Genomic DNA, 13,882 nt, shown 5'->3' on the forward strand with positions numbered 1-13,882 from the left:
GGCCAGGACCCGGACCCTGAGATCGAGTGACAGCGCTTTCGACATGACTGCCGGCCTCCAAACCCGGCAGACAGTGTGAATCATTTTCTCGCTGATTTGGGAATCCCAAAAAGATTCATTCAGATAGGGTGCCGCTCTAGAAGCATTCTGTCAAGCCTGTGGCACAGCTGCGAAGTGCCAAAGTCTATATGTGTCTTGTACCTTGCAATAGACAAACGACCATCCTAGCTGTAACTTAGATACAATACGTCGATTTGACAAAGACTTGCGCCCAGCCTTCCGCCTATACGCCCGTCACCCTTGAATAAGGGCGATTAGCTCAGTTGGTAGAGCACTGTGTTCACATCGCAGGGGTCACTGGTTCGAGTCCAGTATCGCCCACCATCATCCGGCATTCATCAGCGCCAAAAGAAAAGAGCGGCCCCGGCGGGACCGCTCCTTGGAATTCGTGACGTCTCAGTGCGCGTGCTTCTTGAGCTGGAAGGACAGGATGCAGAGCAGCACGCCGCCGACGATGGCATAGGCGCCGATCACCCAGATCATCGCGAGGGCGCCAGCGCCCGGGCTGTAGAACAGGAACAGGCCGAACAGCACGGAGATGATGCCGTGCAGGATCAGCAGCCATTCATTGTCGATCTCCTTGCGGAGCCGGATGGCCCCGACGATCTCGAAGATGCCGGAGACGATGGCCCATGCGGCAATCAGCATGAGCAGGGTGACGCCGGTGAGCAGCGGATTAACAAAAGCGACGATGCCCGCCAGGATGCCGACGACGCCGACCACCGCCATCCACCAGCGCGGGGCGGGCGTTCCGCCGGTGACCGCCGAGATGATGGCGAAAACGCCATCGACCAGCGCATAGGCGCCCCATACGATGATCAGGCTCCAGATAGTGATTCCCGGCCAGGCGAGGGCCAGGATGCCGAACACGATCGCGGCGAGGCCGCGCAGCAATACAGCCCACCAGTTCTTGGCGAGACCGTGAAGTATCTCGGCGCCTGGCCCGAGGCTCTTGGCAGTTTGAGTGTTCATGTTTTTCCCTCCTCCATGAAGTTCCCCATAGGTAGAACTACCGCATTTCCGGGTGAGTCCCAAGGAATTAAAGGGAAAGGGCGCTGCCGCCTTTCGTAGGGGCGTCCCGGAAAAATGCCCGCCTGCTCCGGGTCACGGAGGCGAGGCGGGCAAGTGCTGCAAAGAAGCTGCCAGACAGCCGCCTGACAGTGGCCTGACCATAGGCTGATTTGGCCGGGCGCCGCCAGACCCCAGGGGCTGCGCTACAGCGCATGTGGGGACCGCTAAGCCATTGTTTTTACGAAGGCCGCAGCATTCTGGCACGAGCCATGCAAATTCCGAAAGCCGGTCTCTTCAGATCGTATAGCGGCATGTACAGCTTGAGATTGAAGCCTCTTGCCGGGAAATCACTCCACCGTTGTTTCAGGTCCGGCGATGTGGACCGCGAGAAGACAGCCATTGGGCGTGTAGGAGCAATGCTCGGTGCCGTCCCGCAGCCACACCAGGTCGCCCTTGCGGAACACCGTGCCGTCATTTTCGATCAGTTCGCCTTCGAGGATGAGGAACTGCTCGTGGCCGTTGTGGCGGTGCGGCCTTGAGGTCATGCCGGGCGGCATACGGTAGACATGAAAGCCGACCCCCAGGGGCTCTGCATCGTTCAGTTGCAGGACACCGTCGCCCAGCGCCACGCCGTCCGGGTACACGAAGGGCGTGAATGGGGCTTCGTAGACATTGGCGATGCGGCGGTCGGCGGGTTTGACGGGTTTCATGAGGGCTGTCTCCTGTTAGCTGGAATGGTTTTGCGCGAGCGCCGCCTGGATGTCACGCTCGCGACGCCGTTCGGCACGGTTCATTACGAGTGTGGCAATGATCACCCCCACGGTCACGATGGTGATGATCACCGTGGCCAGCGCGTTGATGTCCGGCGTTACGCCGAGCCGCACCTTGCTCCAGATCAGGATCGGCAGCGTCGTCGAGCCGGGGCCGGTGGTGAAGCTGGTGATCACCACATCGTCGAGCGAAATGGTGAAGGCAAGGAGCCAACCCGACAGCAGCGCCGGGGCGATCACCGGCAGGGTCACGTCGCGCAGCACCTGCCAGGGCCTGGCGCCGAGGTCCATCGCCGCCTCCTCGATCGCCAGGTCCATCGACGACAGGCGAGACTGCACCACCACCGTCACATAGGTCATGGTGAAGGTGATATGGGCGATGGTCACGGTCGTGAAGCCGCGGGCGCCCGGCCAGCCGATCCATTCCGCCATGAAGATGAACAGCAGCAGCAGGGAAATCCCGGTGATCACCTCCGGCATGACCAGCGGCGCCGTGACCAGGCCGGAGAAAATGGTGCGGCCGCGGAAGCGCTGGAAACGCGCCAGCGCAATGCCCGCCATGGCCCCGAGGATGGTGGCCAGCGTGGCGCTGACGAGCGCGATCCGCAGCGAAAGCATCGCCGCATCCAGGACCTGCTCATTCCTGAGGAGCTTGCCATACCACTGGGTGGAGAAGCCGCCCCACACCGTGGCGAGCCGCGACTTGTTGAAGGAAAACACGATGAGCGAGATGATCGGCACATAGAAGAAGGCGAAGCCGAAACACAGGCAGGAGATGAGGAAGAGGGGGCGCCGGTTCATGCCGCACCCGCGGCGCGGTCCTGGGCGCGTCTCTCGAAATAACTATAGGCCATGATCGGCACGACCAGCAGCAGAAGCAGCGCCACCGCCACGGCAGACGCCATCGGCCAGTCTCGCGCAGAGGCGAATTCGTCATTGATGATGCGGCCGATCATCGGATCGCTGGCGTTGCCGACAAGGCTCGGGATGACGAGTTCGCCCGACGCCGGGATGAAGACGAGAAGCCCGCCGGCCACGATGCCCGGCACGCTGAGCGGCAGGGTGATGTCCTTGAACACCTGCCAGGGCCTGGACCCGAGATCGGTCGCCGCCTCGTCAAGGCTGCGGTCGAGGCGTTCGAGATTGGCGTAGAGCGGCAGGATCATGAACGGCAGGTAGGAATAGACCATCACCAGCACGACGGCGAAATTGCTGTTCATCATCGGGATCGCCTTGAGCGCGCTCTCGGCGGGCAGCACGGCGTTGACCGCCGCCGTCAGCGCCTTGTTGAACCAGCTGTTGTTGCCGAGGAGGCCCATCCACGCATAGACCCGCAGCAGGAACGACGTCCAGAACGGCAGGATCACCAGCATCAGGAGCAGGCTGCGCCAGCTGCGGCTGACCCGCGTGATGCCGAGCGCCATGGGATAGCCGATAAGCAGGCAAAACAGGGTGGCCAGCGCGGCGTTCCACAGAGACGTCAGAAAGGCGCGGAGATAGAGGGAGTCAGACGCCAGCCGCTGATAGTTCTCCCAGCTGATGTGGGGCCATTCCGCGGGAAAGGCGAAGGGCGGAGACTGCTCGGAGCGCAGCGCGAAGCTCATGGCGATGACGATCGCGAAGGAGGCGAGGAAGAAGACGATGAGCCAGAGATAGGGCACCCCGATGATCAGGTCGCGCCAGCCCCGCCGGTCGAACCACCGTGCCCCGCGGCCCGCCATGCCCCTAGTCCTTCAGCACGATGGCCGCCGGCGGCGCGAAGGAGAGCCACACCTTCTCGCCCCAGTCCGCCGCGCCGGTGTTGCGCCCACGCTCGCGGTTGACGCTGCTGACCGACACCAGCGCGCCCGATGGCAGGGCGACCCGGAACAGCGAGTCCTTGCCGAAATAGGCGAGGTCCTTCACGGTCCCTTCGAAGCAATTGGCGGCGGCGGGCCGTTCCCGGCTGATCGATATCTTCTCGGGGCGGATGGCGAGCGTCACCTTATCACCTGGTTTCGCGTCGATTTCCGCGACCTGCACCGGCGACCCGAGCACCGGCGCCGCGACGGCGAGCCCGCCGCCATCGGCCACGACCTCGCCCTCGAACATGTTGATCGAACCGATGAAGCCCGCCACGAAGCGGCTGTTGGGCCGTTCATAGACTTCGGCGGGAGGGCCCAGCTGGCGGATCGCGCCCTTGTCCATCACCGCGATGCGGTCAGCCAGCGTCATCGCCTCTTCCTGGTCATGGGTGACAACGACGAACGTGATTCCGGTGCGCTGCTGGATGCTCATGATCTCGAATTGCGTCTGCTCGCGCAGCTTCTTGTCGAGGGCGGCGAGCGGCTCGTCGAGCAGCAGGAGCTTGGGCTGGCGGGCCAGCGCGCGGGCCAGCGCCACGCGCTGGCGCTGCCCGCCCGACAGCTGATGCGGCTTGCGTCCCGCGAAACCCGCAAGCTGCACGAGTTCGAGCATTTCCTGCACGCGATTGCCGCGCTCGGCCTTGCTCATCGCCTCATATTTGAGGCCGTAACCGACATTGGCTTCAACCGTCATGTGCGGAAACAGCGCGTAAGACTGGAACATCATGTTCACCGGCCGCTCGTAAGGCGGGATTTCGGCCATGTCCTGGCCGTCGATGAAGATCCGGCCTTCCGATGCGGTTTCGAAACCCGCGAGCATGCGCAACAGCGTGGTCTTGCCGCAGCCGGAACCGCCGAGCAGCGCGAACATCTCGCCCTTCATGATGTCGAGCGAGACGTTGTTCACCGCGGTGAAGCCGCCGAAGCGCTTGCTGACACCCGCGATGCGGATGAAGGGCTGAGGCCCTGCCTCGGCCATGGCCGCTTCAGCCGGACTTGATCGTCTGCCAGGCGCGCGTCATGGCGCGGTCCTGCTCGGGGCTGAAGGGTTTCGGCGCCCACAGCCTCGCCTTCACCTTGTCATCGGGGTAGACGGCGGGATTGGCGAGGATCGCCGGATCCACGAACGCCTTGGAGGCCAGATTGGCGTTGGCGTAGTTGATGAAATTGGTGCATTTGGCGATCACCTCGGGTTCCAGCATGTAGGCGAGGAACTTGTAGCCTGCCTCGACATGCGCGGCATCGCTGGGCATGCTCAGGCAATCGGCCCAGGCCGGAGCGCCGGTTTCCGGCACGTGGTATTCGAGGTTGATCTCGATGCCGGCCTCGGCGGCGCGCGTCCTGGCGGTGGAATAGTCGCCCGACCAGTTGTTGATGACGCAGAGCTCCTTGTTGGGAATAGCGTTGAGGTAATTGGTGTTGTCGAAGGTGCGGATGTACGCGCGCACCGGCTTGAAGGCCTCGACGACCGCCTGGTAGTCCTCGACGTTGGCGGTGTCGCCGTCCTTGCCGAGATAGCGCAGCATCATCGGGAACACATCCGTCGGGCTGTCCAGCACCGAGATGCCGCAATCGGCAAGCTTCGCCGCGTTCTCCGGCTTGAAGATCAGATCGAGCGAGTCGGGGTTGGCGTCCGGGATGCGCTCGCGCAGCATGTCCATGTTGAAGGTCACGCCGACCGATCCCCACATGTAGGGGACGCCATAATCATTGCCGGGATCCCAGCCGCTGAGGATGCGCAGCACCTCAGGGTCGAGATCCTTCCAGCCAGGGAGTCTGGCGCGGTCGATCTTCTGGTAGACGCCAGCCTTGATGAAAATGGGCGCCGTAATTCCCGCTGTGACGACGACGTCATAACCCGATGAGCCGGCCAGCATCTTGGCCTGCATCTCCTCGGCCGAACTGTAGGTGTCATAGGTGACGGCGATGCCGGTGCGCGACTGGAAATCCTCGATCGTCGTCTCGCCGATGTAGTCCGCCCAGTTGTAGACGTTGAGGACCTGGTCCTCGGCCCGGGCCCGTCTGACGAAGGGCATGGCCAGCAGGCCAGAGGTTGCGATCAGGCCGCTTGCCTTGCGCCGGTTCAGTCTCATGGCGGTTTCTCCCTGGGGGTCCGATCCTGGCCCCAAGGTTGTTGCGGACAGCGGCCGAATGTCAAGCCACGGTTGCGGCTGCCCGGGCGGCGCGCAACTGCGCGTTCAACCGGGCGATCCCGGTTTCCGGCGGGGCTGCCGGCTGGTTCATCACCGGGAACAAGTCCCGCAGCAGGTCATGGTGGCCGCGCACCACTTTTTCGAGATCAGACAGATGGAAACCGTCGAACCCACAGGACTTCATCGACTCGTTGGACCAGATCGAGAGCTGGATGTCTTCCTTCGAGGTGGCGCGGTCAATGCGCGCTGCGAGGTAGCGCGACAGCCGCTCGCGGCGGGTTTCCCCTGGCCTCCGGTAGACCGCGGCGCGGATCACCGTGGATTGAACATCATTCGGGAATTCCTGATAAAACAGGACCTGTTCGGGAGTTACCGCGATCACCGCGTTGGGAAACAGCCCGTAATAGCCCCATACCCGGCGCTTATCCTCCGGCAGCCAGTCCGGACCCGTGCTGAGCGCCCGATAGTGCCGGACGCTCCACAGCCTGCCGCCGCCGGCGTTAAAACGTCCGAGCGCGCGGCTGACGCCGTTCACATAGCTCTGGTCGGTGTAGTCGTTGCCGTAGAGGTCGTGCAGGGCGGGATGCGCCATGGCCACATGGTAGCCTTCATTGTCAACGTCGCGCACCGACTTCCAGTTCACCGGGACGGTTGCCGTGAATGCCTTCGATGCCGGAACCAGGTCCGCGAGGCGGTAGTCCGCCATATCCGCGGCGACCGGGCTCAACATCTGGGCCACCGCCGGCTGTGGCCCGGGCTGGAAGCGGATGAAGATGAAGCCCATGAAGATCTCGAGGTCGAGCGGCTTGAGGCCGAAGCGGCCACGGTCCATGGCGCCGAAGCTCTCGGGCCGGGCGGCGCCGCGCAGGGTGCCGTCCGTGTTGTAGACCCAGCCGTGAAACGGGCAGACAAAGGCCCGCTTGCAATGGCCGCGCTCTTCAGCCGTCACCCGTGAGCCGCGGTGCCGGCAGAGGTTGTGAAACGCCCTGACGATGCCGTCCTCGCCGCGCACGATCAGCGCCCGGTCGTCGGCGATGTCGAGCGTGAAAAAATCGCCCGGCGCCGGCACATCGCTGAGATGGCCGGCGATCTGCCAATGGGTGCGGAACAGGCCGTGGATTTCAAGCTTGAGCAGCGCCGGGCTGTGGTAGGTCCAGCCGGGAAGCCCGCTGCGGTCCCAGTCGGGCGCGCGGGGAGGGGTGATCATGGTCATGGCAGATAACTCTCCTCATATTTTCTGATTATTTTGGCTGACTTGTCAATCAAAATCCTCCCTCGAGAGGTAATCACTTGAAACATAGGCTAGAATCCGCTTCAAAACGGAATTCATGGAGCCCCCCGCCCTATCGAGCCGCAAGGCCAGCCGCGCCTTGCGCCGCGAGCAGCTGATCGAGGCGACGATCGCCACGATCGCCCGCAAGGGGCTTTCGCAGATGACCTTGACCGATGTGGCGCTGGCGGCGGGCGTATCGCACGGGCTGGTCAACTTCCACTTTCAGAGCAAGGAACGCCTGCTGGCGGAGACCCTGCGCTTCATGTCGGAAGAGCACCGCCGGATCTGGTCGGCGGCGCTGGCCGATGCCGGACCTGATCCGGCCCGGCAGCTGAACGCGCTCATTCTCTGCGAGTTCGAAAGCGGCGGCCAGACAGCGGAGCGGCTCACCGCCTGGTGCGCCTTCTGGGGCGAGGCGCAGAACCGGCCGCTCTATCTCGAACAATGCGGCGAGAACGACCGCGCCCATATCGATGCTTTCGAAACCGCCTGCCGCAAGCTCGTGACCGAGGCCTCCTACGCAGTCGACGCGGCGCGCGCGGCGCGCATCCTGAGACTCGCCATCGAAGGCATGTGGCTGGAACTGATGTTTTCCGCCAGGCCCTATGACCGGCCGGAGGCGCTGGCTACCGCCTTTGTCTGCGCCGCCGCGCTGTTTCCGCGGCACTTCTCAGAGGATGGCCTGATCAGGGCCTGACGCCGTCCTCGATGATCTCGAAACTGTGCTCGATCGCCGCGGTCTTGGCGAACATGGCGGAGGCGGAGCAGTATTTCTCGGCAGAGAGGTTCACCGCCCGCTCGACATTGGCGGGTTTGAGGTCCCGGCCCGTTATCTTGTAGATCAGCTTCACGTGGGTGAAGACCTTTGGGTCTTCGGCGGCGCGCTCGCCTTCAATCGCGATGTCGAGCCCGGTCACCTTCTCGCGCATGCGCTCCAGAATCATCACGATGTCAAAAGCGGTGCAGCCGCCAAGCCCCAGGAGCAGCATTTCCATGGGCCGCACACCGATGTTGCGGCCGCCCGACTCCGGCGCGCCGTCCATCACCACGGCATGGCCCGATCCCGACTCGCCCACGAAGGCCCGCCCATCGAGCCATTGCACTCGCGCTTTCATTGCTGAACCTCTCTCAAGACCGTTCCGCCCGCCTCATAGCTTGAAACGCCCCCAACTCCAATCAGTGACGGTCCAGCAGCGCCGCGAAGAGAAAGCCCTCGGTGCCGGCATCGACCTGGTACTCGGCCACCGCGGCGTCGCCCTCGCCCAGCGCCTGGCCGTTGACATCGGCGGCGCCCTGCAGCGCGAACAGCAGGATCGGGCCATCATGTTCGAGTTCCGCCCCGGAGGAGAATACCTCCGCGGAGGCTGACCAGCGGCCCCGGCGCGTGAAAAGGTTGAGTGCCCGGCAGGGGCCGCCATGCAGCCGGCAGCTGGCGGACACGTCACACGCAAAGTGGTGTGGAACGAATCGGCGATCGACCGTGAGTGGCGGCCGGTCGGCGAAATCGAGCGTCAGGCCGGCGCCGGACATCAGCGTGAAGATGCGGTCCACCTCCGGGTAGAGCGAGAACGGCACATCGGCATCGATGCGCGCGGTGGCAAACCGCCAGCCGAAATCATCGGTCTCCGGCGGCTCTGCGGCGATGTCCCAGGATACGCCCATGCCGTTGCGCCAGCGGCCTTCGCGGAAATCCATGCGGCGGATGATCTTCATCGCTTGCTTGTCCTCAGCAGCCTGCGGCCTCGACAGCCTCTTTCTCCTGACGCAGTATGCCATCCTCAAAGCCGCGCCAGAAGCGGCAATTCGTCAGGAGACCCTCATGGCGCATGACGCCCAAGCCCCCGCCGGGGGGCCACGCAAGCTGGTGATCCGCAACATCGGGCTGATGCTCTCGGGCGCGCTCGAAAATCCGATCCTCGCGGCCGACACGCTGGTGGCCGAGAACGGCCGCATCACGGCGATCGGCCGCGCCAGGGAGGTGGACCAGGAAAACGCCACCAACATCATCGATGCCAATGGCACGGCGCTCACTCCGGGCCTGATCGACAGCCATGTGCATCCGGTGGCGGGCGACTGGACGCCGCGCCAGAACCAGCTGGGCTGGATCGATTCCAACCTCAATGGCGGCGTCACCACCATGATCTCGGCTGGCGAGGTGCATACGCCGGGCCGCCCGCGCGATGTGGTGGGCCTCAAGGCGCTGGCCATTTCGGCGCAGCGCCAGTTCGCCAATTTCCGTCCCTCGGGCGTCAAGGTCCATGCCGGGGCACCCTGCATCGAACCCGACATGACGGAGCAGGATTTCAAGGACCTCGCCGATGCCGGCGTGAAGCTGCTGGGCGAAGTGGGGCTGGGCGGCGTGAAGGACGGGCCGACCGCCCGGCGCATGGTGGCCTGGGCGCGCCAATACGGCATCCAGAGCACCATTCACACCGGCGGGCCGTCGATCCCCGGGTCCGGCCTCATCGACAAGGACGTGGTGCTGGAAGCGGACACGGACGTGGTGGGCCACATCAACGGCGGCCACACGGCGCTGCCCGACAGCCAGATCCGCTGCATCTGCGAGGGTTGCAAGCGCGGCCTCGAGATCGTGCACAATGGCAATGAGCGCGCCGCCCTTTACACGCTGCGCCTGGCCCGCGAGATGGGCGAATTGCATCGCGTGATCCTTGGCACCGATGCGCCGGCGGGCTCCGGCGTGCAGCCGCTCGGCATTGCGCGCATGGTGTCGATGCTGTCGTCGCTGGGCGAGCTTCCCGCCGAACAGGCAATCTGCCTCGCCACCGGCAACACCGCGCGCGTCCGCAAGCTTGATTGCGGTCTCATCGAAATTGGCCGTGCCGCTGACTTCGTGTTCATGGATAAGGCGCAGCACTCGGCCGGCGACAACCTGCTCGCCAGCATCGCGCTGGGCGATCTCCCCGGCATCGGCATGGTGGTGATCGACGGCGAGGTGAAATGCCAGCGCAGCCGCAACACGCCGCCCGCCACCCGCATTCCTTCGCTTGTGAAAGGTTGAAGCTGATGACCAGACACGCCAGCTGCCTCGCCCCCGACTCGGACCGTTTCCTCGGCTTCTTTCCGGCCGGGGCCGCACTCACCCGGCTTGCCACCGGCTTCATCTGGGCCGAAGGCCCGGTGTGGTTCTCGGAGCTGAACGAGCTCCGGTTTTCCGATATTCCCAACAACCGCATGATGCGCTGGTCGCCATCGGGCGGGCTTTCGGTGTTCCGCCAGCCGTCCCAGCGCACCAATGGCCACACCCGTGACCGTGACGGCAACATGATCTCCTGCGAACATGGCGGGCGCTGCGTGAGCCGCACCTATCTCGACGGCCGCTATGAGGTGATCGTCAGCCACTGGAACGGCAAGCGGTTCAACTCACCCAATGACGTGGTGGTGAAGTCTGACGGCACCATCTGGTTCACCGATCCGCCCTACGGCATCATTTCCGATCACGAGGGCATCCGCGCCGACAGCGAGATCGGCAACAACCAGGTCTATCGCTTCGATCCGGCGAGCGGCGCATTGAGCGTCGTCGCCGATGATTTCGACCGGCCCAACGGGCTCTGCTTCTCGCCTGACGAGCGCGAGCTCTACATCGCCGATTCAGGCTATGCCGGCGGCACTGGCTTCGGCTTCGAGGAAGGCCGCCCGCGCCATGTGCGGGGCTTCCAGGTGGTGGACGGCAAGCGGCTTGCCAACAGCCGGGTCGTCGCGGTCGTCAACGAGAAGGTGCCGGACGGGCTGCGGGTGGACAGCGAGGGCCTGTTGTGGATTTCGGCGGGCGATGGGGTGCATTGTTACACCCCGCAGGGCGAGCGGCTGGGCAAGATCCTGGTGCCGGAGACGGTTGCCAATCTCACCTTCGGCGGCTTCGGAAAGTCGCGCATGTTCATCTGCGCCACCTCCTCGGTCTATGCCATCGAGACGGCGCGCTGCGGCGCCCAGTGGCCATGACAGGAAAAAGGGCCCCGGCGAACCGGGGCCCAGAGCAGGGGCAATGGGGGGAGGCGGGGGAATCCCGGGAAAGGGGGAACGAAGCGACAGCTGACTTTCTCAGAGATCCGCCCCACCGCCACGATGGCGGAAACCATCGTGAGATCACATCTAGCCTCAAGCCTTCCGGCCTTCCTTGACATGCATCAATTTGCGGCTCATCCAGCGTGCTTTGAGATGGTGATCTTTCGGCAATGATGACATCCCTCGAACACCTTGAAAAGCTGATCGCTTTTCCCACCGTCAGCCGGGACGGCAACCTCGATCTGATCGATTATGTGCGGCGTTTTCTGTCCGGTTTTGGCGTCTCATCGCTGCTCGTCCACAACGAGGACGGGCGCAAGGCCAATCTCTGGGCCACCATCGGCCCCGCTCACCAGCCGGGTATCGTGCTCTCGGGACACACCGATGTGGTGCCGGTGGAGGGCCAGGCCTGGACCACCGATCCATTCCGGCTTGAGCGCCGCGGCGGCAATCTTTACGGACGTGGCACGGCGGACATGAAGGGCTTCATCGCCTGCTGCCTCAGGGCCGCTGAAATCGCCGCCGCGCGCAAGCTGAACACGACGCTGCATCTGGCTTTTTCCTATGACGAGGAAATCGGCTGCGTCGGCGTGCGCCGGCTGCTGGACATCCTCAAGGACGCGCCGGTAAAGCCGCGGCTGTGCATTGTGGGCGAGCCCACGCTGATGCAGACGGTGACGGCGCACAAGGGAAAGCTCGGCTTCCGTGTCACAGCACACGGGCTGGAGGCGCATTCGAGCCTGGCGCCGATCGGCGTCAACGCCATCTACATGGCCGCCGATCTGATCGGCGCCATTCGCGCGATCCAGAAGAACATCGCCGAGACCGGCCTTCGCGACGGCGACTACGAGGTGGCCTATACGACGCTTCATGTCGGCAAGATGCAGGGCGGCGAAGTGATGAACATCGTGCCCAACCGCTGCAGCTTCGATTTCGAGATCCGCTATCTGCCGGAGGATGACGGCGAAGCCATCGCGGCGCGCATCAGGGCCGCCGCCGAGGACATCGCGCGGGGCTATCGTGGCGTGTTCGCCGCGGCGCGTTTTGAATTCGCCGAACTCCAGAGCTACCCGGCGATGAACACGCCGGTGGACAGCGAGGCGGTGAAATTCGTGCATGCCCTCACCGGCGGCAATTCGACCGGCAAGATCACCTTCGGCACCGAGGGCGGGCTGTTCCAGAAGGCGCTCGGCACGCCCGCCGTGGTGTGCGGCCCGGGCAACATCGCGGTCGCCCATAAGCCTGACGAGCATGTGAGCGAGGCGCAGATGGCCCAGTGCGACCGCATGCTCGAGCGGCTGGTGGACAGGCTGGCGGCCTAGCCATGGGGTGGCGCGACATCAACATGAGCCGGAAAAAGCCGCCCCTGCGGATGGCGGCGATTCCGCGCGAGGACGGCGAGGACCATGCCGCCGCGGTGCTGCGCAAGGCGGCGCGCGCCGCCCTTGCCGCGCAGGCGCAGCAGCCCGGCGTGTCGCCGTACGCTTTCACGGCCGGCTATCTCGTGGGCTTTGCCCGCCACCAGGCGCTGAAGCACGGGCTTGACGCGGAGGAGGGGGTGCAGCCGCTCCAGGCGCTTGTGGCCCAGCTAAAGGCGCTGGCTCCTGCTTTGCCGGCCTTGCGCTTCTCGCCGCGCAAAGGTGCGCAGATGCGCACCAGGCTCGCTGCCGTGCCGCTGCTGGCCGATGCCGGCTATCTGGTGGGCCATCTCGAATCGCTGTGCGGAACGACCCGTCTCCTCGGCCTTGCGCCATCAGCGGGTTGCGGGCCGGAGGCGCTCGCCGCCTATTTCACGCAGTGCGACCATGCGGCCGACCGCTTGCAGACCCACCAGCCCACGGCGAGCCTGCGCCTCGACGCTGACGAGCGCGCGGTGCTGCGCGCCGCCTTTGCCAACGGCGAGTAGAGGGCAGGCGATGTTGCAGCGGCGCGGTTGGGTTCCGGCGGGTGCCGAGAATTACATTCAGGCGCTGGCCGCGCGCGTGGCCGGCGCTTCGGCCGACGAGAATGACGCCGCCCTGATGGCCTGTGTGGAAGAAAACCACGCCATCCACGAGCGCCAGTGCATCAACCTCAATCCCGCCACCAACATGCTGAACCCGCGGGCCGAGGCGCTGCTCGCGGCGGGCATCGGGTCGCGGCCGTCGCTCGGCTATCCGGGTGACAAATATGAGATGGGGCTCGAAGGCATCGAGAAGATCGAGGTGATGGCGGCGGAACTCGCCGCCGAGGTGTTCGATGCGCGCTTTGCCGAGATCCGTGTGGGCTCGGGCGCGCTCGCCAATCTCTATGTGTTCATGGCGGCGGCCAAGCCGGGCGATGTGATCATCGCGCCGCCGCCGGAGATTGGCGGCCATGTCACCCACCACGCGTCCGGTGCGGCGGGTCTCTATGGACTGATGACTCATCCCGCACCCGTCGATGCCGCGAATTTCTCGGTCGATGTCGCGGCGCTGCGAGAGGAGGCGCGGCGCCTCAGGCCGAAGCTCATCACCATCGGCGGCAGCCTCAACCTGTTTCCGCATCCGATCGGTGCGATCCGCGAGATCGCGGATGACGTGGGCGCGCTCGTGATGTTCGACGCCGCGCATATGTCGGGCATGATTGCTGGAAAACAGTGGCAGCAGCCTTTGGCCGAAGGCGCCCATGTGATGACCATGAGCACCTATAAGAGCCTCGGCGGGCCGCCGTCAGGGCTTATCCTCACCAATGACGCGGCCATCGCCGAACGCCTCGACGCCATCGCCT

At 64.6% G+C, this 13,882-nt stretch carries 15 protein-coding genes and 1 tRNA gene; 7 read left to right on the forward strand and 9 right to left on the reverse strand.

Annotation, left to right across the window (positions count from 1 at the left end; all coding sequences use genetic code 11):
- The first annotated feature begins 308 nt into the window (after window positions 1-308).
- A tRNA-Val gene (locus ACKOED_RS16020) sits at window positions 309-384 on the forward strand.
- A 72-nt stretch (window positions 385-456) separates the two neighbouring features.
- On the opposite strand, the gene ACKOED_RS16025 is transcribed toward ACKOED_RS16020, so the two are convergent.
- The 7 genes from ACKOED_RS16025 to ACKOED_RS16055 all read right to left on the reverse strand — a co-directional run bounded on the left by ACKOED_RS16025 (window position 457) and on the right by ACKOED_RS16055 (window position 7,051).
- Window positions 457-1,032, reverse strand: a complete 576-nt coding sequence (locus tag ACKOED_RS16025; protein WP_408917630.1) for an HdeD family acid-resistance protein — start codon at window positions 1,030-1,032, stop codon at window positions 457-459.
- A gap of 386 nt (window positions 1,033-1,418) precedes the next feature.
- Complete coding sequence (locus ACKOED_RS16030; RefSeq protein ID WP_408917631.1) at window positions 1,419-1,781, reverse strand: cupin domain-containing protein; 363 nt, start codon at window positions 1,779-1,781, stop codon at window positions 1,419-1,421.
- Window positions 1,782-1,796: 15 nt separating this feature from the next.
- On the reverse strand, window positions 1,797-2,642 hold the full coding sequence (locus ACKOED_RS16035) for an ABC transporter permease subunit (protein WP_408917632.1): 846 nt from the start codon (window positions 2,640-2,642) through the stop codon (window positions 1,797-1,799).
- Window positions 2,639-3,562: an ABC transporter permease gene (locus ACKOED_RS16040; RefSeq protein ID WP_408917634.1), complete on the reverse strand. Its 924-nt coding sequence runs from the start codon at window positions 3,560-3,562 to the stop codon at window positions 2,639-2,641. The genes ACKOED_RS16035 and ACKOED_RS16040 overlap by 4 nt, the downstream gene beginning before the upstream one ends.
- Before the next feature lie 4 nt (window positions 3,563-3,566).
- Entirely contained in the window at window positions 3,567-4,664 is a 1,098-nt protein-coding gene (locus ACKOED_RS16045) for an ABC transporter ATP-binding protein (protein ID WP_408917635.1), read from the reverse strand.
- 7 nt (window positions 4,665-4,671) lie between these two features.
- The gene (locus tag ACKOED_RS16050) at window positions 4,672-5,778 is read right to left on the reverse strand and encodes a polyamine ABC transporter substrate-binding protein (RefSeq protein WP_408917637.1); all 1,107 of its coding nucleotides are present in this window, start codon (window positions 5,776-5,778) and stop codon (window positions 4,672-4,674) included.
- Between the two features lie 61 nt (window positions 5,779-5,839).
- Window positions 5,840-7,051, reverse strand: coding sequence for an aromatic ring-hydroxylating oxygenase subunit alpha (locus ACKOED_RS16055; protein ID WP_408917638.1), 1,212 nt, complete (start codon window positions 7,049-7,051; stop codon window positions 5,840-5,842).
- A gap of 115 nt (window positions 7,052-7,166) precedes the next feature.
- On the opposite strand from ACKOED_RS16055, the gene ACKOED_RS16060 reads away from it, so the two are divergent.
- Window positions 7,167-7,808, forward strand: coding sequence for a TetR family transcriptional regulator C-terminal domain-containing protein (locus ACKOED_RS16060; RefSeq protein WP_408917639.1), 642 nt, complete (start codon window positions 7,167-7,169; stop codon window positions 7,806-7,808).
- On the opposite strand, the gene ACKOED_RS16065 is transcribed toward ACKOED_RS16060, so the two are convergent.
- Window positions 7,798-8,226: an OsmC family protein gene (locus ACKOED_RS16065; protein ID WP_408917640.1), complete on the reverse strand. Its 429-nt coding sequence runs from the start codon at window positions 8,224-8,226 to the stop codon at window positions 7,798-7,800. The genes ACKOED_RS16060 and ACKOED_RS16065 overlap by 11 nt on opposite strands.
- Window positions 8,227-8,287: 61 nt before the next feature.
- Window positions 8,288-8,824: a HutD family protein gene (locus ACKOED_RS16070; RefSeq protein ID WP_408917641.1), complete on the reverse strand. Its 537-nt coding sequence runs from the start codon at window positions 8,822-8,824 to the stop codon at window positions 8,288-8,290.
- Between the two features lie 106 nt (window positions 8,825-8,930).
- On the opposite strand from ACKOED_RS16070, the gene ACKOED_RS16075 reads away from it, so the two are divergent.
- The 5 genes from ACKOED_RS16075 to ACKOED_RS16095 form a co-directional block, all read left to right on the forward strand.
- On the forward strand, window positions 8,931-10,130 hold the full coding sequence (locus tag ACKOED_RS16075; protein ID WP_408917642.1) for an amidohydrolase family protein: 1,200 nt from the start codon (window positions 8,931-8,933) through the stop codon (window positions 10,128-10,130).
- A 5-nt stretch (window positions 10,131-10,135) separates the two neighbouring features.
- Entirely contained in the window at window positions 10,136-11,071 is a 936-nt protein-coding gene (locus ACKOED_RS16080) for an SMP-30/gluconolactonase/LRE family protein (RefSeq protein WP_408917643.1), read from the forward strand.
- A gap of 233 nt (window positions 11,072-11,304) precedes the next feature.
- A complete protein-coding gene (gene argE / locus ACKOED_RS16085; protein WP_408917644.1) occupies window positions 11,305-12,456 on the forward strand; it encodes an acetylornithine deacetylase in 1,152 nt (383 codons plus the stop codon).
- Between the two features lie 2 nt (window positions 12,457-12,458).
- Complete coding sequence (locus ACKOED_RS16090; RefSeq protein WP_408917645.1) at window positions 12,459-13,040, forward strand: hypothetical protein; 582 nt, start codon at window positions 12,459-12,461, stop codon at window positions 13,038-13,040.
- Window positions 13,041-13,050: 10 nt separating this feature from the next.
- Window positions 13,051-13,882 (forward strand): aminotransferase class I/II-fold pyridoxal phosphate-dependent enzyme (locus ACKOED_RS16095; RefSeq protein WP_408917646.1); only part of this gene is annotated, 832 nt, incomplete at its 3' end.

Source organism: Aestuariivirga sp., from assembly GCF_046093005.1.
Classification (GTDB): Bacteria; Pseudomonadota; Alphaproteobacteria; order Rhizobiales; family Aestuariivirgaceae; genus Aestuariivirga.

Coding starts and splice junctions, on each gene's coding strand:
- ACKOED_RS16075 (WP_408917642.1), top strand. CDS start 8,931: ATGGCGCATGACGCCCAAGCCCCCGCCGGGGGGCCACGCAAGCTGGTG.
- ACKOED_RS16070 (WP_408917641.1), bottom strand. CDS start 8,824: ATGAAGATCATCCGCCGCATGGATTTCCGCGAAGGCCGCTGGCGCAAC.
- ACKOED_RS16045 (WP_408917635.1), bottom strand. CDS start 4,664: ATGGCCGAGGCAGGGCCTCAGCCCTTCATCCGCATCGCGGGTGTCAGC.
- ACKOED_RS16060 (WP_408917639.1), top strand. CDS start 7,167: ATGGAGCCCCCCGCCCTATCGAGCCGCAAGGCCAGCCGCGCCTTGCGC.
- ACKOED_RS16080 (WP_408917643.1), top strand. CDS start 10,136: ATGACCAGACACGCCAGCTGCCTCGCCCCCGACTCGGACCGTTTCCTC.
- ACKOED_RS16030 (WP_408917631.1), bottom strand. CDS start 1,781: ATGAAACCCGTCAAACCCGCCGACCGCCGCATCGCCAATGTCTACGAA.
- ACKOED_RS16025 (WP_408917630.1), bottom strand. CDS start 1,032: ATGAACACTCAAACTGCCAAGAGCCTCGGGCCAGGCGCCGAGATACTT.
- ACKOED_RS16090 (WP_408917645.1), top strand. CDS start 12,459: ATGGGGTGGCGCGACATCAACATGAGCCGGAAAAAGCCGCCCCTGCGG.
- ACKOED_RS16055 (WP_408917638.1), bottom strand. CDS start 7,051: ATGACCATGATCACCCCTCCCCGCGCGCCCGACTGGGACCGCAGCGGG.
- ACKOED_RS16040 (WP_408917634.1), bottom strand. CDS start 3,562: ATGGCGGGCCGCGGGGCACGGTGGTTCGACCGGCGGGGCTGGCGCGAC.
- argE (WP_408917644.1), top strand. CDS start 11,305: ATGATGACATCCCTCGAACACCTTGAAAAGCTGATCGCTTTTCCCACC.
- ACKOED_RS16035 (WP_408917632.1), bottom strand. CDS start 2,642: ATGAACCGGCGCCCCCTCTTCCTCATCTCCTGCCTGTGTTTCGGCTTC.
- ACKOED_RS16065 (WP_408917640.1), bottom strand. CDS start 8,226: ATGAAAGCGCGAGTGCAATGGCTCGATGGGCGGGCCTTCGTGGGCGAG.
- ACKOED_RS16050 (WP_408917637.1), bottom strand. CDS start 5,778: ATGAGACTGAACCGGCGCAAGGCAAGCGGCCTGATCGCAACCTCTGGC.